General features: G+C 61.6%; 20 protein-coding genes. 2 read left to right on the top strand and 18 right to left on the bottom strand.

From position 1 onward, the window contains the following. Nucleotides 1-2 precede the first annotated feature (2 nt). Genes CXQ93_RS15355 through pyrR form a run of 4 tightly spaced genes read right to left on the bottom strand, consistent with a single transcriptional unit; the run spans nt 3 to nt 3,497 of the window. Nucleotides 3-545, bottom strand: a complete 543-nt coding sequence (locus CXQ93_RS15355) for a hypothetical protein (RefSeq protein WP_308470630.1) — start codon at nt 543-545, stop codon at nt 3-5. Beyond that, nucleotides 542-1,870, bottom strand: a complete 1,329-nt coding sequence (locus CXQ93_RS15350) for a dihydroorotase (RefSeq protein ID WP_104111297.1) — start codon at nt 1,868-1,870, stop codon at nt 542-544. The genes CXQ93_RS15355 and CXQ93_RS15350 overlap by 4 nt, the downstream gene beginning before the upstream one ends. Continuing rightward, a complete protein-coding gene (locus CXQ93_RS15345) occupies nt 1,867-2,889 on the bottom strand; it encodes an aspartate carbamoyltransferase catalytic subunit (RefSeq protein ID WP_104111296.1) in 1,023 nt (340 codons plus the stop codon). The genes CXQ93_RS15350 and CXQ93_RS15345 overlap by 4 nt, the downstream gene beginning before the upstream one ends. Continuing rightward, nucleotides 2,886-3,497 (bottom strand): bifunctional pyr operon transcriptional regulator/uracil phosphoribosyltransferase PyrR, encoded by a 612-nt coding sequence (gene pyrR / locus CXQ93_RS15340; protein WP_104111295.1) that lies wholly within the window; start codon nt 3,495-3,497, stop codon nt 2,886-2,888. The genes CXQ93_RS15345 and pyrR overlap by 4 nt, the downstream gene beginning before the upstream one ends. A 207-nt stretch (nt 3,498-3,704) precedes the next feature. Between pyrR and CXQ93_RS15335 the strand changes: the two genes are divergently transcribed. Next, complete coding sequence (locus CXQ93_RS15335) at nt 3,705-5,078, top strand: PrsW family intramembrane metalloprotease (protein WP_104111294.1); 1,374 nt, start codon at nt 3,705-3,707, stop codon at nt 5,076-5,078. Nucleotides 5,079-5,174: 96 nt separating this feature from the next. Here CXQ93_RS15335 and nusB read toward each other — a convergent pair whose 3' ends face one another. The 14 genes from nusB to CXQ93_RS15265 all read right to left on the bottom strand — a co-directional run bounded on the left by nusB (nt 5,175) and on the right by CXQ93_RS15265 (nt 18,757). Further along, nucleotides 5,175-5,624 (bottom strand): transcription antitermination factor NusB, encoded by a 450-nt coding sequence (gene nusB / locus CXQ93_RS15330; RefSeq protein ID WP_104111293.1) that lies wholly within the window; start codon nt 5,622-5,624, stop codon nt 5,175-5,177. Then, entirely contained in the window at nt 5,624-6,187 is a 564-nt protein-coding gene (gene efp, locus CXQ93_RS15325) for an elongation factor P (RefSeq protein ID WP_104111292.1), read from the bottom strand. Before efp ends, nusB begins: the two co-directional genes overlap by 1 nt. A 206-nt stretch (nt 6,188-6,393) precedes the next feature. Then, nucleotides 6,394-6,894 (bottom strand): lipopolysaccharide assembly protein LapB, encoded by a 501-nt coding sequence (locus CXQ93_RS15320; RefSeq protein WP_104111291.1) that lies wholly within the window; start codon nt 6,892-6,894, stop codon nt 6,394-6,396. A 1-nt stretch (nt 6,895) separates the two neighbouring features. Then, the gene (aroB, locus tag CXQ93_RS15315; protein WP_104111319.1) at nt 6,896-7,999 is read right to left on the bottom strand and encodes a 3-dehydroquinate synthase; all 1,104 of its coding nucleotides are present in this window, start codon (nt 7,997-7,999) and stop codon (nt 6,896-6,898) included. Between the two features lie 9 nt (nt 8,000-8,008). Beyond that, nucleotides 8,009-8,509: a shikimate kinase gene (locus CXQ93_RS15310; protein WP_258069039.1), complete on the bottom strand. Its 501-nt coding sequence runs from the start codon at nt 8,507-8,509 to the stop codon at nt 8,009-8,011. Between the two features lie 71 nt (nt 8,510-8,580). Next, entirely contained in the window at nt 8,581-9,780 is a 1,200-nt protein-coding gene (aroC, locus tag CXQ93_RS15305; RefSeq protein WP_104111289.1) for a chorismate synthase, read from the bottom strand. 5 nt (nt 9,781-9,785) lie between these two features. Further along, on the bottom strand, nt 9,786-10,724 hold the full coding sequence (locus CXQ93_RS15300; RefSeq protein WP_308470629.1) for a shikimate dehydrogenase: 939 nt from the start codon (nt 10,722-10,724) through the stop codon (nt 9,786-9,788). Beyond that, a complete protein-coding gene (mltG, locus tag CXQ93_RS15295) occupies nt 10,725-12,074 on the bottom strand; it encodes an endolytic transglycosylase MltG (RefSeq protein WP_104111288.1) in 1,350 nt (449 codons plus the stop codon). Continuing rightward, nucleotides 12,071-12,661: a Holliday junction resolvase RuvX gene (ruvX, locus tag CXQ93_RS15290; protein WP_258069038.1), complete on the bottom strand. Its 591-nt coding sequence runs from the start codon at nt 12,659-12,661 to the stop codon at nt 12,071-12,073. Before ruvX ends, mltG begins: the two co-directional genes overlap by 4 nt. Nucleotides 12,662-12,668: 7 nt before the next feature. Then, entirely contained in the window at nt 12,669-15,350 is a 2,682-nt protein-coding gene (alaS, locus tag CXQ93_RS15285) for an alanine--tRNA ligase (RefSeq protein WP_104111286.1), read from the bottom strand. A gap of 118 nt (nt 15,351-15,468) precedes the next feature. After that, on the bottom strand, nt 15,469-15,705 hold the full coding sequence (locus CXQ93_RS15280) for a hypothetical protein (RefSeq protein ID WP_104111285.1): 237 nt from the start codon (nt 15,703-15,705) through the stop codon (nt 15,469-15,471). A 27-nt stretch (nt 15,706-15,732) separates the two neighbouring features. After that, on the bottom strand, nt 15,733-16,107 hold the full coding sequence (locus tag CXQ93_RS15275) for a DUF948 domain-containing protein (RefSeq protein ID WP_104111284.1): 375 nt from the start codon (nt 16,105-16,107) through the stop codon (nt 15,733-15,735). Nucleotides 16,108-16,313: 206 nt separating this feature from the next. Continuing rightward, nucleotides 16,314-16,940 (bottom strand): 30S ribosomal protein S4, encoded by a 627-nt coding sequence (rpsD, locus tag CXQ93_RS15270; protein WP_104111283.1) that lies wholly within the window; start codon nt 16,938-16,940, stop codon nt 16,314-16,316. A 359-nt stretch (nt 16,941-17,299) separates the two neighbouring features. Next, nucleotides 17,300-18,757 carry a replication-associated recombination protein A gene (locus CXQ93_RS15265; RefSeq protein WP_104111282.1) on the bottom strand — a complete coding sequence of 486 codons (1,458 nt, stop codon included), beginning with the start codon at nt 18,755-18,757 and terminating at the stop codon, nt 17,300-17,302. Nucleotides 18,758-18,788: 31 nt separating this feature from the next. Here CXQ93_RS15265 and CXQ93_RS15260 point away from each other — a divergent pair, with 31 nt between their 5' ends. Next, a complete protein-coding gene (locus CXQ93_RS15260) occupies nt 18,789-19,394 on the top strand; it encodes an acVLRF1 family peptidyl-tRNA hydrolase (protein WP_104111281.1) in 606 nt (201 codons plus the stop codon). Nucleotides 19,395-19,445: the final 51 nt, after the last annotated feature.

Below are 19,445 nucleotides of genomic sequence, written 5' to 3'. Positions count from 1 at the left end.
TCTCAATTGTTCTTTCCGTTGCTATGTGTGTCGCTGTCATTAGGCGGCAATGCCTGCGATCCCTGCAGTTCCTGCAATGCGAGTATTAATGGACGCTTGGCGCCTGCCTCGGTGGTCCGGAATCCGGTGTCCACCGCAGCGTTTGCTAGTTGCCAGCTGATAACAACCAGCCCATCCTTCTCTACAAATTTACCGGCCATTCCGGCTTTGGTATCCACTTCGATGAGCGCGTCTTGGGCGATGAAGAGGTTTTGGCCACCTTTTCGCTCAATCACCACACCCTCAGGGTGTACGTGGACAACAGCCGGGGTGCGGATTCCCAGGCTTTGGACGGCCACTCGATCAAGCCAATCGCCGGCCGAGGTGGTGACCACGTATTGGCCCGGAACGCTGATGATGGCCTCAGCAAGATCATCGGGCACTTCTGGCAGGTGTGCCAGCGTGCCTTGACGCTTGAGCTTGTTCCGCCATCCCCAGGCCATCAGCCCGAAGATGATCAGCATCGGTAAGCCTGCGGAGATGACGATGAGTGCTTCCTTGCTCACTGCTGTGTCACCGCCCGGTAAGGGGTGTTCAGCTTGCCATCCAAAACGGTGGGGTGGCCGTGGAAGAACGTGGCAACAACCTTGCCGGGCAAGACCAGCCCGGCAAACGGTGAGTTGCGGCCCTTGGTGGCCATGGCGTACGGGTCAACGTTCCAGCGCGCGGCAGGGTCAACCAGGACAATGTTTGCCGGCTCCCCTACTTCCAGCGGACGGCCCTGATCAGCCACTTGGCCAATCTGGGCCGGGGTGGTGGAGGTGACGCGAGCAAAGTCGGCCCACGTCATCAAGCCGGTTTCAATCATGGTTTCCTGCACTACCGACAGGGCCGTTTCCAGTCCTGTCATGCCCATAGCCGCAGCAGCCCATTCGCATTCCTTGGCTTCGCTGGGGTGCGGGGCGTGGTCGGTGCCCACAATGTCAATGGTGCCGTCGGCAAGAGCCGCACGCAGGGCGTGCACGTCCGCGTCGGCGCGCAGCGGTGGGTTGACCTTGTAGACCGGGTTGTAGCTGCGAACCAGTTCTTCAGTCAGCAGCAAGTGGTGCGGAGTGACCTCGGCCGTGACGGAAATGCCGCGTTCCTTGGCCCAGCGGATGATCTCCACGGAACCGGCAGTGGACACGTGGCAGACGTGCAGGCGTGAGCCCACATGCTGGGCCAATAGCACGTCGCGGGCAATGATGGACTCTTCGGCCACGGCCGGCCAGCCTGTCAGGCCCAGGTCTGCCGAGACCACGCCTTCGTTCATCTGGGCGCCTTCGGTGAGGCGAGGTTCCTGCGCATGCTGGGCGATCACGCCGTCGAACGCCTTGACGTATTCCAGGGCGCGGCGCATCAGGACGGGGTCACTGACGCAGATGCCATCGTCGGAGAAGACCCGGACGCGGGCGCGGGAATCTGCCATGGCGCCCAGTTCGGCCAGCTGGGTGCCGGCCAAGCCTACTGTCACGGCGCCAACGGGGCGTACGTCAACCCAGCCGGATTCGCGGCCCAGGGTGTGAACCTGCTCCACCACACCGGCGGTGTCGGCCACCGGTGAGCTGTTGGCCATGGCGTGGACTGCGGTGAAGCCGCCCAAGGCTGCAGCGCGGGTACCGGTTTCAACGGTTTCGGCATCCTCGCGGCCGGGCTCGCGCAAGTGAGTGTGCAGATCAACCATGCCGGGCAGGGCTACCAGCGCGCTGGCGTCGATCACGGTGGCATCGCCCACGACATCGGTGGTGAGGTTCTCCCCCAGGGCGGCAATTACGCCGTCGCGCACCAAAATGTCCGTTGTCTCTTGGCCCAACAACGACGCTGAACGAATCAAGTAACTTACGGCAGTCATGAAGGGTCCTTTACTGAAGGCAGGGTTGAGGGAACGGCGAGTTGAGCGGGAGTTTCGCGCATTTCCCCGGAAAGCAGGAGGTACAAGGCAGCCATGCGCACCGAGACACCGTTACGGACCTGGGCCAGCACGGTGGATCGGGGTGAATCGGCGGCGGCGGAGGAAATCTCCAGACCGCGGTTCATGGGGCCGGGGTGCATGATGATGGTGTCCTTGAGGTTAAGGGCATCCAGCTTGGCGAGGCGGGCGTCGTCGAACCCCCAGCGGCGGGCGTACTCGCGCGTTGAGGGGAAGAATGACGCGTTCATGCGCTCGGCCTGAACGCGCAGCATCATGACAGCGTCAACCCCGGTTTCCAGCGCGGCGTCAAGGTCATAGCTAACCTCGCACGGCCAATGCTCGACGCCGACAGGCAGCAAGGTGGGCGGAGCCACCAAGGTCACGTGGGCACCAAGGGTACGCAACAGCCAGACGTTGGATCGGGCCACGCGAGAGTGCAGCACGTCCCCCACGATCAGCACGCGCATACCGGCTAGATCGGCGCCCACCGAGGCGGTGCCTTGAATCTTTGACCAGTGGGCGCGCATGGTGAACGCGTCCAGCAGCGCCTGGGTGGGGTGGGCGTGAGTGCCATCGCCGGCGTTGATGACGGCTGCATCAATCCAGCCGGAGTTGGCCAACTGCGCGGGGGCGCCGGAGGCCCAATGCCTGATGACCACCGCGTCGGCGCTCATGGCTTCTAGTGTCTGGGCGGTGTCCTTGAGCGATTCACCCTTGGATACCGAGGAGCCCTTGGCGCTGAAATTGATGACATCTGCGGAGAGACGCTTGGCAGCGGCCTCGAAGGAGATGCGCGTTCGGGTGGAGTCTTCAAAGAAGAGGTTCACCACTGTCCGGCCGCGCAGGGCCGGGAGCTTCTTGATTTCACGTTCGCCAACGGCGCTCATTTCCTGAGCGGTATCCAGGATTTGAATGGCGTTTTCGAGGCTCAGACTTTCGGTATCAAGGAGGTGCCTCATGCGCCAGCCTCAATCACAACTTCATCGTTAGCAGCAATCCCGCCATCGATTTCGACGAGGTGCACGCGCACTTTTTCGCTTGAGGAGGTGGGCAGGTTCTTGCCTACGTGGTCTGCGCGGATGGGCAGTTCGCGGTGGCCGCGGTCAACCAGAACGGCTAGGCGCACAGCGCGGGGACGGCCTAGATCCACCAAGGCATCCAGTGCGGCCCGGATGGTGCGTCCGGAATACAGCACGTCATCGACCAGCACAATGGTTTTCCCATCGATGCCTGAGACGGGCAATTGCGTGCGTTGGGGAGCTCGTGTGGGCTGCTGGGCCAGATCGTCACGGAACATGGTGACATCGAGTTGGCCAACAATGGTGGCTGGATCCACTGTGGGATCGGTGGCGGCCAATTTGACGGCCAAGCGCTGAGCGAGCGGGAAGCCGCGTCGGGGAATGCCAAGGAGCAGCAGGTCCGACAAGCCTTTATTGGCTTCCAGAATTTCATAGGCGATACGAGTCAGCGCCCGTTCAATGTCCGCGGCGCTTAGCACTACACGGGACACAGTTACAGGAGCAGAGTTTTGCTGACTGCCCTGCGATGCTGCAGAGGAAGTAGTCATTCTCGCGTCCCCTTTCCCCGCCTCACAGGACGGAATTAAAAGGTTGGTTGCGTACACCTCAAACTACCACAGCGCCCGCATCCTCCCGCGTCTGCGCGCATGGCTGGCTGGCCGATCACTGGCACGTGTCGGACCGGGTAGGACCGGTAAGAGGCTGTTGCGCGCGGCATCTTTGAGCAGGCCAGCTATGGCCCTACGCTTGAGAGCATGAGTGAACCCGGCCACTGGCAAACCCCCGCAGCAGGGGCACCACAGCAGCAACCGCACTATGCCCAAGCACCCCTGCCCCACGTTGCAGCCCCGGGGACTGCCTTGAGTTACGCGCCCGACTATTGGGTGCACCCAGCCCCCGGCCCGGCAAAAAGGAAAACCCGCGGCACGGCCGTGAAGGTGACCAACATCATCTTGCTCTGTGTCCTTGCTTTGGTCACACTGGTGACCTTAGCGTTCTTCGCCATTTCCATTGGTGCCAACGTCTTTTTGATCTGTGGGGCGCTGGCCCTGATTCCGTTGGCCATTTGCATTGCCACGCTGATGTGGATTGACAGGTGGGAACCGGAACCCAAGACGGCGTTGCTCTTTGGATTCTGCTGGGGCGCCGGAATGGCTGTCATCACCACACTGGTCATTGGCAGCTGGGTGCAACCGCTACTCATGACCACGAACCCCACGGCCGACGCCGACATGGTGGGTGCCGTTATCCAGGCACCACTCGTGGAGGAATTGTGCAAGGGAGCAGGAGTGCTGCTGCTGTTCTTCCTGCGCCGGCGCACCTTTGACGGACCCATTGACGGTGTGGTCTATGCGGGCATGATTGCCGCAGGTTTCGCATTCACAGAAAACATCCTCTACTTTGGCCAGGCGCTCTCCGAGTCCGACGGAGCTGTGGGCGGATTGGTAGGCATCTTCATCATGCGCGGGCTGATGTCCCCCTTTGCCCACGTCATGTTCACCGCAACACTGGGTGTCTGCGTGGGCTATGCGGCCCGCAACGGTGGCACGTTAATGGTCTTGGGCGCCTGGGTTGTGGGCTTGGTTCCCGCCATGCTGCTGCACGGACTGTGGAATGGCACTGCTTTTCTGGGTGGAAACTTCTTCGTCGCCTATGTGGTACTGCAAGTGCCCCTGTTCATCCTGAGCATTGTCGGCATCATTTTGCTGCGTCGCTCGGAGGCGAAACTGACACGCAAACGGCTGTCCGAGTACGTCCCGTCCGGCTGGTTCACCCAAGAAGAAGTGCCGATGCTCGCTACGGGTTCGGGCCGTCGTCGTGCCTTGATATGGTCCAAAACCTTTGCGGCCGGACCCATCATGAAGGAATTCATCCGCTTGGCCACGCGACTGGCCTTCACCCGGCAGCGACTCCTGGTCGATGCCCGAGGCGGGGCTGGCAGCACCGCAGCCAATCGGTTCAGAGCCGGCCAGGAGTTAGAGATGGCGCTGTTGAACAAGATCACAGGCGTCCGCACAGAGCTGTTGGGTCGCCATGCGCACGCCGTGTGGCAGTCACAGAACGTGCAGGCTCAGCAAATACAGGCGCAACAGCTGCAGGCGCAGAACAACTGGCAGCAGCCCCGCTAACGGCGCAGCCGGGTGAGTTTCCCTTTCGGAACAGCCGTTTTAAACACAATGACCCGCAGCCTCAGGCTGCGGGTCATTGTACTGAAGTGCTAAGTGCTAAGCCAAGAGTGTCGGCTTGATCTGCTGCAGGCGACCCAGCAGACCGTTGATGAACTGAGGCGATTCATCTGTTGAGAGAACCTTGGCCAGTTCAACGGCTTCGCTCACGGCAACTCCGTCGGGGACGTCGTCGTTGTAGAGCAGTTCCCAGGTGCCAATGCGCAGGATACTCCTGTCCACGGCCGGCATACGCTCAAGCGTCCAGCCCTGAGAGTAGGTCTGCAGGAATTCGTCAATGTTCTCAGCCATTGCCGTCACACCTTCGACCACTTCAACCGTGTAGAGGTTGATGATCTGATCGGCGATTTCACGCCGTGCCGTCAAGGCAGACATGGCGCTAACTTCACGCTGCTCGGCCTCGAACAAGATGTCCAAGGCGCGGCGACGCGCCTTGGAACGTGCCGAATTCGGTTTGCCCGAGGGATTGTTGTCTTTAGTGCTTGCCACTACTCGCTGACACGTCCCAAGTAGCTGCCGTCGCGAGTGTCAACCTTGACCAGGGTGTTGTTGTCAACGAACAACGGAACCTGGATCTCGAAGCCGGTCTCAACGGTTGCGGGCTTGGTGCCAGCGGAGGAGCGGTCGCCCTGCAGGCCAGGCTCGGTGTACGTGATGCGCAACTGAACCGACGGCGGCAGCTCAATGTACAGCGGGTTGCCTTCGTGCAATGCAATGGTCACATTCAGGTTTTCCAACATGAAGTTGGTGGCGTCACCAATGGTCTTCGCCGACACAGTGATCTGGTCGTAGTTGTCATTGTCCATGAATACGTAGTCTTCGCCGTCCTGGTACAGGTACTGGAAGTCAGAGCGATCAACAGTGGCGGTTTCAATCTTCAAGCCAGCGTTGAAGGTCTTATCGACTACCTTGCCGGAGAGAATATTGCGCATCTTGGTGCGAACGAATGCGCCACCCTTGCCCGGCTTGACGTGCTGGAACTCAATGACGTTCCACAATTGGCCCTCAAGCTTGAGAACGGTTCCGTTCTTAATGTCGTTAGTCGTTGCCACAGTTGCCTCTTAGCGTATAAGTATTATCAAAAATCCATTGTCAATACTACCGCATGCCAAGACTCCGCGCCGCATGATTCCGCCCACTATGACAAGTACGACGCCGGCCTGCCGCCAGTGAGGTGATGCAGCGTTCGCAAATAATGCCCAAAAGGTGATGCAGCGTCGCCGGAAAAACCCCAAAAGGTGATGCAGCGTTGTCGGGCTTAGGCGCGTTCGGCCTGGTCCAGTGCCCGCTTGAGGGAGACGGTGGCTGAGTAAATGGCCGAGGCGTCGGATCCCGAGGCTACCCGCAGCTCCAACGCGGTGGCGAACGTCTTGGCAGCCGTTTCAAATGCGCCGCTGGAAAAATGTACCTTGCCCAGTTGCTGGAAAACCCACGGTTCCATGGGCGTGCCAGCAACTTCGGGCAGCAGGGCGCGGAGGATCCGCTCGGCCCTGTCGTAGTGTTTGCTGGCGCGCAGAATCTCGGCATCAAGAACTTGCAGGCGCAAGGAGCCCGGGTCACCTAGGCGTGCGTCGGCGGCCGCATCGGCAGCCTCAGCAATCAGCCCTCGGGCCAGCAGGACAAAGACCGTATCCGCGGCGTCATTGGATTCGTTCAGGGCCTGCGTGCACGCTTCTTCGTCCACCACCTCGGGCATCAACGTCATGGGGTTGACGGCTGTGCCCGGGAATCCGGCGGAGGGCCAATCTTTCAATCCCATGTCAGGACGCTATTTCTTGGTAGGCGGCAAAGAGCAGGGATTGGTCGGGAACATCGAGGATGCCGGGGCGGCCAATGCCATCGAGCACCACAAAGCGCAGCAGATCGCCACGGGATTTCTTATCGCGCTTCATGCCATCTAGCAGTGCCTGCCAGCGGTCGCGCCGGTAGCTCAGGGGCAGACCCAGCAAGTCAAGGATGGTGCGGTGCCGGTCAGCATCCTCATCGCTGAGGCGACCAACGCTGCGGGCCAGTTCGGCGGCAAACATCATGCCAACAGCAACAGCGGCACCATGACGCCAGGAATACCGTTCCGTGAGCTCAATGGCATGCCCCAAGGTGTGCCCATAGTTCAAGATTTCCCGCAGGCCGGTTTCCTTCAGGTCCTCGGAGACCACCTTCGCCTTGACGCTGATGGAGCGCTCAATGAGTTCCCGAAGTACGTCGGAGCGCGGGTCCGTTACAGCCTCCGGGTTGGCTTCGACCAGATCGAGGATGGCGGGGTCCGCAATGAAACCGCACTTGACCACCTCAGCCATGCCGGAGATGAGTTCGTTGCGCGGCAGCGTGTCCAGCGTGTCCAGATCGACCAGAACACCTGCCGGCGGGTAGAACGTGCCTACAAGGTTCTTGCCCTCGGCGGTATTGATACCGTTCTTGCCACCCACGGCGGCGTCCACCATGCCCAGCAGTGAGGTGGGCATGGTCACGAGCTTGACCCCGCGCAGCCACGTTGCTGCCACGAAACCGGCGACGTCGGTCACGGCGCCACCGCCCACAGCCACCACGGCGTCGGAACGGGTGAAATCATTCTTACCCAGCACTTCCCAGCAGAAGGAAGCCACCTGAATGTGCTTACCCTCTTCGGCATCGGGGATCTCAGCAGTGAGGGCTGTGAAGCCTGCGGCCTCCAGCTCGTCACGTACGGCGTCACCTGTCATGCGCAGCGCACGGGGATGGATCACCAAAACCTTTTTGACCCGCTCCCCCAGGAGCCCCGGAAGGTGGGCCAGCAGTCCACGGCCCACTACGACGTCGTAGTTGTCCTGCGGCAAGACGCCGGTGACCTTGATGACTGTGTTCGGTGCTGCGGGAGTGTTCTGAATATTCACGGTTTAAGAATTCTCTTTCCTTGATTCTGTTTCCAGCAGGTGGATCAGCCGCTCAACAAGCTGCGGCACATTGGAGTTGCCAACATCAAGAGTGATGTCGGCCAGCCTGGCGTACACGGGGCCGCGGACGGCCGCGAGGCGTTCCCACGTAGCGACGGGATCCGCCGCCAAGAGGGGCCGGCCGGTATTGCGGGTAATGCGCTCCCGGACGGTGTCCAGTTCTGCGCGCAGGAAAACTACAGTGGTGCGAGCCAGCAGCTGTTGGGTGCCCGAGTCCAGCACGGCGCCGCCGCCCAAGGACAGGACTACGGGTGCCGGGGCCGGTGCGTCCAGGACATCGGCGATGGCCTTGGCTTCCAGCTGGCGGAAATGATGCTCACCCTTGGCGGCAAAAATCCGCGGAATGGGCCCATGTTTGGCCACAATCTTGTGATCGGAGTCCACAAAGCTCAGGCCCAACACACGGGCCAGTTCGGCACCAATAACCGACTTGCCCACAGCCATGGGCCCAATCATGACGATGGGCCGTTGGGGCGTAAAGTCCGGCACCCCAACCGGATCCCGGCCCCTAATCATCAGTGGCCTTGAGTATCCAGATTGGCAGGAATGGCTGCCAGGTAGCTGTCCATGTTCCGTTTGGTCTCCGTGATGGAGTCTCCGCCAAACTTCTCAACGAGGGCTTCGGCCAGCACCAGTGCTGTCATGGCTTCAGCCACCACGCCGGCCGCAGGAACAGCACAGACGTCAGAGCGCTGGTGGTGCGCCTTGGCGGGTTCACCCGTGGCCACGTCAATGGTCTTTAGGGCGCGCGGGACGGTGGCGATGGGCTTCATGGCAGCACGGACTCGCAAGACGTCGCCAATGCTCATGCCACCCTCAATGCCGCCTGCGCGGTTAGAGGTGCGGATGATGCGCCCAGACTCATCGCGGACAATTTCATCGTGTGCGGCCGAACCGCGGCGGGCTGCCGTAGCAAAGCCGTCGCCCACTTCAACACCCTTGATGGCCTGGATACCCATGAGGGCACCGGCCAAGCGGGAGTCCAGACGGCGATCCCAATGCACGTAGCTGCCCAGTCCGGGAGGCAAATTGTAGGCCAAGACTTCAACCACGCCGCCGAGCGTTTCACCCTGCTTCTGCGCGGTATCTACCTCTTCAACCATGGCCGCAGAGGTGGCTGCGTCAAAGCAGCGCAGCGGATCAGCATCCAGGGCAGCAACATCGGCAAGGACCGGCAGCGCCGCGGTTTCCGGTGAGGCTACGCCGGCAATCTGCACGGTGTGGCTGACCAACTCCACACCAACGGCGGCCAGCATTTGTGCAGCAACCGCGCCAAGAGCTACTCGGGTGGCGGTTTCGCGAGCACTGGCACGTTCCAGGACGGGGCGGGCCTCATCAAAGGCGTACTTCTGCATGCCGGTGAAATCAGCGTGGCCGGGGCGCGGGCGCGTCAACGGGGCATTGCGTGCCTGGCCTTCAAGCTCAGCGGCATCCACGGGGTCAGCAGACATGATCGCTTCCCACTTGGGCCACTCGGAGTTGGCGATCTGGATGGCGACGGGGCCACCCTGAGTCAGGCCGTGGCGGACGCCACCCAAAATGGTGACCACGTCCTGCTCAAACTTCATGCGGGCACCGCGACCATAGCCTAGCCGACGGCGCGCAAGGGCGTCCCGGATGTGGGCGCTCGTGAGCTCCACGCCTGCGGGGACGCCTTCAATAATTCCAACAAGAGCCGGGCCATGTGATTCTCCGGCGGTCAACCAACGCAACATACTCTCTATCCTGCCATGTTCTGTTCATGGGAATCGCGCCTGTGCACGCCAATTGCGTCGCACATCACATTGATGACGTCCCCGACTTGCGCTGTGTCCAGTTCGCCGAACCCTCCGGCCACTGAAAACAGCTTGACTTGTTCAACACCTTGATACAAAAGCATTTCGATGCCGGCCACAACAGTTCCACCGGCTCCCTCCCAGGCCTGACCCAAGGCGCTGGGCCACGGATCATAGGCCACATCCAGCAACAGCGCGCCCGCTACGGCTTCTCCGGCGGTCGCGAATTCCGCCGCGAGCCCATCCGCTCCGCGTGGCGGCAGCGTGGAGATCACAACGTCATAGCCGGCAAGTTTTGCTGCTGCACCGTCAAAAGATTCAAGCACGACGGCGGCACCGAGAGTCGCCGCCACCTCGAGAATCCCTGCGGCCTTGGCAAAGTTACGGACAAACACCGTGATCTCCACCGCGTGAAGATGCGCCAGTGCGGCAATAGCTGACACTGCTGTGCCACCGCCACCCAAGATGGCTGCCCGGGGCCGCTCCCCCAGCCCTGCATGGCGCAGAGAGTTAAAGATCCCAGCCACGTCGGTGTTGTCCCCCAAAAGGTGCGAATGTCCGGCGTCGTCAGTGGTGATCACAATGGTGTTCACGGCCCCCAAAGCCGCCGCCACGGGCGTTAGGGTGTCCATGAGATCCACTGCCGCATTCTTCAGCGGCATGGTCACGGACAGCCCGTACCAAGTGCCGTCGGTGCGCACCTGATCCAGAAAAGCCGCCAACTGGGGCACCTGCAGATCGTAGGCCGTATAGGCGAATGGTGCACCCAGCACGGTGTACGCGGCGTTATGCATGGCCGGCGACTGCGAGTGTCCAATCGGGTGGCCAAGAACCGCTCCCTGACGAATGTCGGGCAGCGGTTCTTGCTGGGGAAGAAAGCGCACTTAGTCGCACGCCCCCGGGTTGTCATCGCACCAGGCAACGTACTTGGCGACGTTGACTTGGTGTTCGGCAAAGGTAGCCGCGTACAGCGTCTCGCCGGTCTTGAGGTTCACTGTCACCCAGAAGTAGTACGGGTTCTTTTCCGGGTGGGCAGCAGCAATAATGGCCTTGACGGCCGGCGAGCCAATGGGCCCCACAGGAAGCCCCGGGTTAGCGAAGGTGTTGTACAGATTAGACGCATCGGCCTTCTGAGCGGCGGTGATGTTGTAGGTTTTCAACCCCAACCCGTAGGCGACGGTTGCATCGGATTCCAAGCGCCCCCCGGTTTCACCGTTGGGATTGTTGATGCGGTTTTCAATGGCACCGGAAATCTTGGCGTAGTTTGCCTCATTGCCTTCAAACTCAATGATGCTGGCAACCGTCAGGATGCGGAACTGCTCCACGGGGTCGGTGACACCGGTTTCGGTGAGCGCTTTCATGGTGTTCCCGACCATTTCGCTCAGGATTTCTTTGGCATCGTATTCCAGCGGGAAACGGTACTCCCCCGGAGCCAGGTAGCCTTCCAGGTCTTTAGCCTTGGCAGGGAGCCCGAACAGTGCCGGCTGGTTGGCCAGTTTAGTGAACTCGGCCACGGGAATCCCGGTGCTCTTGGCTAGTTCCGCCATGACTTCGTTGATGCGCAGGTTCTGCGGCACGGCTGCATAGTGGACCTTGGAATCACTGACAGCCAGCAAGACGGCGACGGCGTCAGAGGCCTTCATTTGATTCTTCATGGTGAAGTCGCCTGGCTGCAAGGAACCCGAGCCATCCGCGGCGCTGAGCGCGTCAAGGAAGGACTGCTCACTGGCTACCACGTCGTTGGCTTTGAGATCGCTGGCTACGGTGCGTCCGGTGGCACCTTCCGGCACCACAATCTTCACCGTTCCCGTGCCTGGGCCCGGATAATCGGGCACAGTGAAGCCGCCCAGCATGGGCTTAACGGCTTGGACGGCAAAGAACACCACAGCACCAAACAGGACCAAGATGACCAAGAAGACAGCCGTGCGACGGCGCTTACGAACCCGTTTGGAGACCCTGCTGTTGCGGCGCGAGGGCAGAGCGGCTGCTTCGGCTTCTGCGTGCTCAGCTTCTACGTGCTCTGCCTCGACATGTTCGAAGGACGGGTGTTGCCCATGCTCTTCGTAGTGTTCATAATCTGAATGACCGGTGTAGGCCGTGTCTTCGCTGCCGTCGGGCCAGTACGTTTCGCCAGCGGCTTGCTCGTCGTCGTACTGCGCGGGCTGTCCGGGCTGCTGACCGTACTGCGCATCGGAGCTGCGGCGCCCTGACCGGTCGCGGAAAAGATCACTCATGGCGCCTCATGCGTGTCGACGGGCGCATTACTAGAGCTGATAATGGTTAATCCCTCTTCGTCTTCAGGTGAATCGGCAGTCCCCACAACGCCTGATTTGACTGCGCGCACGAGCTCCCCGACATCGGAATTGCGCGCCTTTTGCATATCTAAGGCATGCTGCAAGATTTCAACGGCCGCCACTTGATCTACTACTTTACGGTGTTCCCTGCTGTCCAGACCAGCTTGGCGCAGCGCTTGATGGGCACTGACAGTGGTCAAGCGCTCGTCCACAAGCCGCACCGGGACATGCTGACCCGCGGCCGCCAGCATATTTGCAAGATGCTGGGCATAGCCGCGAGCCATCTGCGCCGAAGCCTTTTCCTCACCCTTCATGGTGCGGGGCAGGCCCACAAAGATTTGCTGTGCACCGCGGGTGGTGGCCTCTTTGACCACCACTTTGATGTCACTATTCTTCTTTGTGTCCCGGCTCAGGGTCTTCACGGGTGTGGCCAGAATTCCGTCGGGGTCACAGCTTGCCAACCCCACCCGAACCATGCCTACATCCACACCAAGTTTGACCCCTTGCGGGTAATTCGTTTCCGTCACAAAAACCCTAGGCTCGGTTCTTCACGGCATCGCTGACGGCAGCCAGTGCGGCGCCGATAGCGTTGACGTCCTGGCCGCCACCCTGAGCCATGTCCGGCTTTCCGCCGCCGCCACCGCCCAAGATGCCTGAGGCCAGCTTGACCAGGTTGCCGGCCTTGACGCCTGCCTCGCGGGCGGCCTCATTGGTAACTACCAAGATGATGGGGCGGCCATTGCTGGCACCTGCCACGGCAATGGTCGACGGCGCTGAGCCGAGACGATCGCGCAGGTCAAGTGCCAGCCCGCGCAGATCATCAGCACTGCTGACGTCACCGGCGTCGTGAGCAATCACCCGAATTCCGTTGGCATCAACAGCGGAGCCCACCAGTGTGGCTGCGGCGGCGCTGAGCTGCTCCTTGCGGAGCTGCTCCAACTGCTTTTCCGCATTCTTGAGCTTCAATAGGGTTGCGGAGACGCGTTCCGCCAGCAAATTGGAGGGAACCTTGAGCATGTCGGTCAGCGAGCTGACCAAGGCGCGCTCGGCGGCCAAATGGCGGAAGGAATCAAGACCAACAAAAGCCTCAACACGGCGGTTTCCGGAACCAACTGACTGCTCACCCAACAGGGTCAGGGAGCCGATGCGAGAGGTGCTATCCACGTGGGTACCACCACACAGCTCACGGGACCAGGCGCCGTCGATCTCTACAACGCGCACCTCGGAACCGTAGTTCTCGCCGAACAGTGCCATTGCGCCTAGGGCCTTGGCGGCGTCCAGGTCCATGACCTTGGTGTCCACGCGGTAGTTGTTGCGGATGGCGACGTTGGCCACTTCTTCAATTTCCGAGCGGGTTGCAGTGCTCAGACCTTCACCCCAGGCAAAGTCAAAGCGCAGGTAGCCGGCCTTGTTGTAGGAGCCACGCTGGGTGGCTTCCGGGCCGAGGATCTGGTGCAGGGCGGCGTGCACAATGTGCGTACCGGTGTGCGCCTGTTCGGCGGCGTGGCGGCGTTCCCGGTCCACGGCGGCACGCACCAAAGCGTCCGCTGGCAGTTCGCCTTCGCGCACAATGGCCTTGTGGACGCTCAGGCCCTTGATGGGCTTCTGGACATCCAGCACCTCGACGACGAAGCCGTCACCTGTGATGAGGCCGGTATCGGCACTCTGGCCACCTGCTTCAGCGTAGAACGGGGTGGCGTCCAGAACCAGGGAGATTTCATCGCCGGTTGAGGCGTGCTGCACCGAGACCCCGTTAGCCAGGATGGAGCGCACACGGCCCTCCCCTTCCAGCTCGGTGTAACCGGTGAAGACCGTCTCGCCCTGAGCCAGCAGCTCGTGGAAGACGGAAAGGTCGGCGTGGCCGCTCTTCTTGGACTTGGCATCCTTCTGGGCACGCTGGCGCTGCTCGAGCATCAGGGCACGGAATCCGGCCTCATCAACGGCCAGGCCAGCTTCGCCAGCCATTTCCAGGGTCAGATCGATTGGGAAACCGTAGGTGTCATGCAAGGCGAACGCCTCAGTGGCAGAGAGGTTGCTGTTGGCAGCCTTGGATTCCTTGACGGCTTCTTCCAAACGGGCGGTGCCGCTGGCGATGGTGCGCAGGAAGGATTTCTCTTCGGCGTAGGCGATACGTGAGATCCGGGCGAAGTCGGTCTCAACCTCGGGGTAGGCGCCCTTCATTGCGTCACGGGACACCGGCAGCAGTTCCGGCAACACAGCTGTTTCCACACCGAGGAGACGCATGGAGCGCACGGCACGGCGAATCAGTCGGCGCAGCACGTATCCGCGGCCCTCGTTGGAGGGGGTGACGCCGTCGGAAATCAACATCAAGGCTGAACGGATATGGTCGGCAACAACGCGCATGCGGACATCGTCAGTGTGGTGCGGATCGGCCGGGTCCTCGGTGGAGGTGTACTCCTTGCCGGACAGCTCTGCAGCCTTGTCCAGGACGGGGCGGACCTGATCGGTTTCATACATGTTCTCCACGCCTTGGAGAATCATGGCCAAGCGCTCCAGGCCCAGGCCCGTGTCAATGTTCTTGTTGGGCAGCTCCCCTACCACGTCAAAATCAACCTTGGAGGTGACATTGTCAATCTGGTACTGCATGAACACGAGGTTCCAGATTTCAATGTAACGGGTTTCGTCGGCGATGGGGCCGCCCTCAACACCGTACTCGGCGCCGCGGTCATAGAAGATCTCCGAGCACGGGCCGGCCGGGCCGGGCTGGCCCGTGGACCAGTAGTTGTCTTCCTTACCAATGCGCTGGATGCGCTCCTCGGGGAAGCCCACCTTATCGCGCCAGATTTCCAGGGCCTCGTCGTCTTCCTCGTACACCGTGACCCACAGCCGATCGGCTGGGAGGCCGAAGCCGCCGTCGGCGATTGAGCTGGTCAGCAGTTCCCAGGCGTAGGGAATGGCGGTTTCCTTGAAGTAATCGCCAAAGGAGAAGTTGCCGCACATCTGGAAGAAGGTGCCGTGCCGGACCGTCTTGCCCACTTCTTCAATGTCGCCGGTGCGGATGCACTTTTGCACGCTGGTGGCGCGCTTGAACGGCGGCACCTCGCGGGCTGTCAGGTATGGAATGAAGGGAACCATGCCAGCCACTGTGAAGAGCAGTGACGGGTCGGAGGACACCAGTGAGGCCGAGGGCACGGGGGTGTGTGACTTGCTGGCGAAAAAATCTACCCAGCGGCGTGCAATGTCGTGCGATTTCATTAGCCTGGTGGCTCCTTCATAGTTCTATCGGGCAAAAGCTTTATCGGGCAAAAGGCTTGGATGCGCTGGCGGTGGACGCGCAGCGCGGGTGGCCGGGCAGCGCCCGGCCGGCGGTTGATCAGCGGCGGGTGGTGGCGGCGGGATCCGTGTCCACACCCAGGGCAATCCGCAAGTCACTTTCGCGTTGGTTCATGTTCTCACGGAGAGCGTCGGCGAAGTCGTGAACGGCATCGCTCATTTGGCCTACTGCACGGTTGAGTCCTGCCGGTCCCAGCGCGCCCTTGGCGGCGGTGATTTTTCGGGCTGCGATAACGCCAACTGTGATGCCGACGCCGAGCCAAAAGATTTTCTTCATGGTTTTTATCCTTGGAAAGTGCTTGGCTTAGCGGCTGCGCCGTGCGCGTGTTGGTTTTCCGCGGCCGGCAAAGGCTTGGCGGACGCCGTAGGAAAATGCGGCAACCTTGATCAGCGGTGAGCCAATGGTGGCGGCCACGAGAGCGGAGAGTGCCGAAATGTTGGCTGTGGCATCGGAGACGTTATTGGAAATTCCATCCACCTTGCCCAGTTGGGTATTGGTGGTGGCCACCGTTGCGGTGACCTCATCAATGAGCGGCGTGGTACCGTCACCAATTTGTTTGATGGTCACGCGAATCTCGTCAAACACCTTGCCCAGTTTGAGGATGGGCACGGCCAGTAGAGCCACTAAAACGGCAAAAACTCCTGCCGCGATCAGTCCTGCAATGTCGCCACCGCTCATATGCGTGTCGCCTCAATTCGTTAACTCGTCTGTGACTCGTTTGGCCAATGTGTTCGCAGCCGGGGCTGCGAAACAACATCTTTCCCCAAAGTACCTTAGTCCAAAAGTGGGCTTGGGTGGGTACAAAACAGCCCGCGGCGGAAGCCACGGGCTGTTTTGTGTTTCAAGCTGCGAATGAATCGAGCTCTACTCAATGCTAAGAAGATTTAGCGTGAGTAGAATTCAACAACCAGCTGCTCTTCACAGGTTACGGGAACCTCGGCGCGCTTGGGGCGGCGAACCAGGCGAGCCTGCAGGCTCTCCAGCTTCACGTCCAAGTAAGCCGGGACGGCGGGGAGCACGTCGCGGTGGGCGCCGGCTGCAGCAAGCTGCAACGGAACCATGGTCTGGCTGCGCGGGTGCACGTGGATCAGCTGACCCTCGGCAACGCGGAACGACGGGCGGTCCACGCGGGCGCCGTCAACCATGATGTGGCGGTGAACAACCAGCTGGCGAGCCTGGGCGGTGGTGCGGGCGAAGCCTGCACGCAGAACCAAGGCGTCCAAGCGGCTTTCCAGCAGCTCAACCAGGTTTTCACCGGTCATGCCCTTGGTGCGCTTGGCTTCTTCGAAGGCACGGGTCAGCTGTGCTTCGCGGATGCCGTACTGGGCGCGCAGACGCTGCTTTTCGCGCAAGCGTACGGCGTAGTCGCTGTCCTGCTTCTTGCGGGCGCGGCCGTGCTCACCGGGGCCGTACGGGCGGCGCTCGAGGTACTTAGCTGCCTTCGGGGTCAGAGCAATGCCGAGGGCTCGCGAAAGGCGAGCCTGACGGCGGGCACGTGTGTTGTTAGCCACTTGTGTCCTTCCAATATTTGCAATAAGTATTTGTCTGGCCTCCATTGTGGAGAGCTGGGGCTACTGCGGCCCTTCGCTACAGCACCTGGGCATGGACAACAATTCCTTCAAAAAGGCCGTGAGCACTGTAAATACACGGCAAAAAGCCGTACAAACAGTACTTGGATGTTGTGCATGGAGCCAGAGCTTGCCAGTGCGGGTTTAACTCTACCACTTCAGGGCTGGACAGACGTCGAGGCGAGTTCCTTGAGCGCCGGGCCCAGCCCGGCTTCTGCGCGCTTGTGGGCTCCCGGGCCCAGCCCGGCTTCTGCGTGCTTGTGGGCTCCTGGGCTCAGCCCCGCTGCTGCTGCGCCTTGCCGTCAGCTCTTCTTGGGTGGCGTGCCATTTGACGAGCCGCGAATGATCTCCCGCAGCCTGGTGAGCCGTGGACCGAGATCGCGTTCATGCCCGTTGGCCGTTGGCGTGTAGTAGTTCTTGCCCACTAGGTCATCCGGCGGGTACTGCTGCGTGGCAATGGAATGGGGGGCATCGTGGGCGTAAATGTAGCCCTTGCCGTGTCCCAGACCAGCGGAACCGGCATAGTGGGCATCGCGCAGCGGCGCCGGCACTGTGGTGCCCTTGCCAGCTCGCACATCGGCGATTGCTGCATTAATACCGTTGTAGGCGGCATTGGACTTGGGTGCGGTGGCCACATGCACCACGGCCTCGGCCAGGATGATCCGGGCCTCCGGCATGCCGATCAACGCCACAGCCTGGGCGGCAGCCACAGCAGTTTGCAGAGCTGTGGGATCGGCCATGCCCACGTCCTCGGCAGCAGAAATCATGATGCGGCGGCTGATGAAGCGGGGGTCCTCCCCCGCCTCCAGCATCCGGGCCAGGTAATGCAAAGCTGCGTCAACGTCGGAGCCACGCACGGATTTAATAAAGGCACTGATGATGTCATAGTGCTGATCACCGGCCCTGTCATAGCGCACGGCGGCCGCGTCTATGGCGCGTTCGGCAATGGCCAAATCAATCACCACGGGTTCATCCCCGGAATCCGTTGCCAGCTCTGACAACGCCACGCCGGCAGCAGCCTCGAGGGTTGTCAGGCCGCGGCGGGCGTCGCCAGCGGCCAAGCGAACCAGATGGTCCAAGGCGTCATCGGTCACTGTTACGAGCTTGTCCAGACCGCGCGGATCTTCCACGGCCCGTTCCAGCAGGTCTTGGATATCGGCGTTAGTCAGTGGCTGGAGCGTGAGCAAGATGGAGCGGGAGAGCAGCGGCGCAACCACGGAGAACGACGGATTTTCCGTGGTGGCAGCAATCAGCACCACCCAGCGGTTCTCCACGCCTGGCAGCAACGCATCTTGCTGTGCCTTATTGAAGCGGTGGATCTCATCCAGGAACAACACGGTGGTGCGCCCGTGCAGATCCCTGTCATTCAGCGCCTGATCCATGACCCGGCGCACGTCCTTGACCCCCGCGGTGATGGCGGAGAGTTCAACAAACTTCCGTCCCGGACCACGGGCAATGACGTGAGCTAGAGTGGTTTTCCCTGTTCCCGGAGGTCCCCACAGCATGACGGAGGCAGGCCCGGCCGCTCCCCCGGCGCTGCCACCGGCGGCCAACATTTGCAAGGGTGAGCCTGGACCCAGCAGGTGCTGTTGGCCCACCACTTCATCGAGGCTGCGGGGCCGCATGCGCACGGCCAGAGGGCTGCGTGGGCGTGACGCCGGCTCGGCACTGCCGCCGCCGAAGGACCCGCCGCCCAAGGCGAGGGTGCCGTCGTCGTCCGCGTCATCGTCCCCGCGAAGGGCACTAAAGAGGTCACTCACTCTCCTAGGCTATCCCCGGTAGTCTGGCAGCGTGAACTCAGCCCAACGCACAGCCCATGTCCGCGCCGACCGCTTGAGCGGGTGGGTGGATCGCTTCGCCGCTTCCCACCGGGGATTGGCGTCCACCACAGACACGGACGACGGCGTGCTGCTGGCCATGCGTGACGGCGCCACCGCACTGCTCTGCGCACCCTGGCCCGACGATGGTAGGCCCGGCCGCGGCACCGGGAGCCTGGAACGTTTGGTCTCACTCGCGGCTCAGGAACGCCGTCTGGCTCTTGTGCTGGTGCGGCGCGGCGGCTACGCCGTGGGTATTGCCGTGGGTGGGAAACTGGTGGCACACAAGGTGGGCAGCGCCTCTGCACGCTCCCGCGGCGGGGATGCAGGCGCTGCCGTTGCCGAACGTGCCGCACAGGAGGCTGCCCGAATTTTTGACGCAAGCACCTTTGAATACCTGGCCACGGGCGGCGACAAACTGCTGGTGGAGTCCGCTCTAGCAGCCCCGGCCCTGCGCCGCTACACAACGCTGCCCCGCCTGGCACCCCTGGCCGTGGTGGACCCGAAGATGGACGTGCTGACGCGGGCGGCCACGGACTTTAGTTCCATCCACATCAAGATCACTGACTCTCCGGCTTAGCCAGGCCACGACCAGAGAAGACATCAAGTCTCGTGCGGACCTATTGCTCGT

It is taken from the genome of Arthrobacter sp. N199823 (assembly GCF_002929705.1).
Taxonomy (GTDB): Bacteria; Actinomycetota; Actinomycetes; order Actinomycetales; family Micrococcaceae; genus Specibacter.
The sequence above is the reverse complement of the archived record's forward strand: the minus strand, read 5'-3'. Positions and strand labels throughout refer to the sequence as shown.

What these genes read in the sequence shown, in the direction of transcription:
- CXQ93_RS15310 (WP_258069039.1), bottom strand. Translation starts at nt 8,509, where the DNA reads ATGGCTGTGGGCAAGTCGGTTATTGGTGCCGAACTGGCCCGTGTGTTG.
- alaS (WP_104111286.1), bottom strand. Translation starts at nt 15,350, where the DNA reads ATGAAATCGCACGACATTGCACGCCGCTGGGTAGATTTTTTCGCCAGC.
- aroC (WP_104111289.1), bottom strand. Translation starts at nt 9,780, where the DNA reads ATGTTGCGTTGGTTGACCGCCGGAGAATCACATGGCCCGGCTCTTGTT.
- pyrR (WP_104111295.1), bottom strand. Translation starts at nt 3,497, where the DNA reads ATGACTACTTCCTCTGCAGCATCGCAGGGCAGTCAGCAAAACTCTGCT.
- CXQ93_RS15350 (WP_104111297.1), bottom strand. Translation starts at nt 1,870, where the DNA reads ATGACTGCCGTAAGTTACTTGATTCGTTCAGCGTCGTTGTTGGGCCAA.
- CXQ93_RS15280 (WP_104111285.1), bottom strand. Translation starts at nt 15,705, where the DNA reads ATGAAGAAAATCTTTTGGCTCGGCGTCGGCATCACAGTTGGCGTTATC.
- CXQ93_RS15345 (WP_104111296.1), bottom strand. Translation starts at nt 2,889, where the DNA reads ATGAGGCACCTCCTTGATACCGAAAGTCTGAGCCTCGAAAACGCCATT.
- CXQ93_RS15275 (WP_104111284.1), bottom strand. Translation starts at nt 16,107, where the DNA reads ATGAGCGGTGGCGACATTGCAGGACTGATCGCGGCAGGAGTTTTTGCC.
- mltG (WP_104111288.1), bottom strand. Translation starts at nt 12,074, where the DNA reads ATGAGTGATCTTTTCCGCGACCGGTCAGGGCGCCGCAGCTCCGATGCG.
- CXQ93_RS15320 (WP_104111291.1), bottom strand. Translation starts at nt 6,894, where the DNA reads ATGGGATTGAAAGATTGGCCCTCCGCCGGATTCCCGGGCACAGCCGTC.
- CXQ93_RS15335 (WP_104111294.1), top strand. Translation starts at nt 3,705, where the DNA reads ATGAGTGAACCCGGCCACTGGCAAACCCCCGCAGCAGGGGCACCACAG.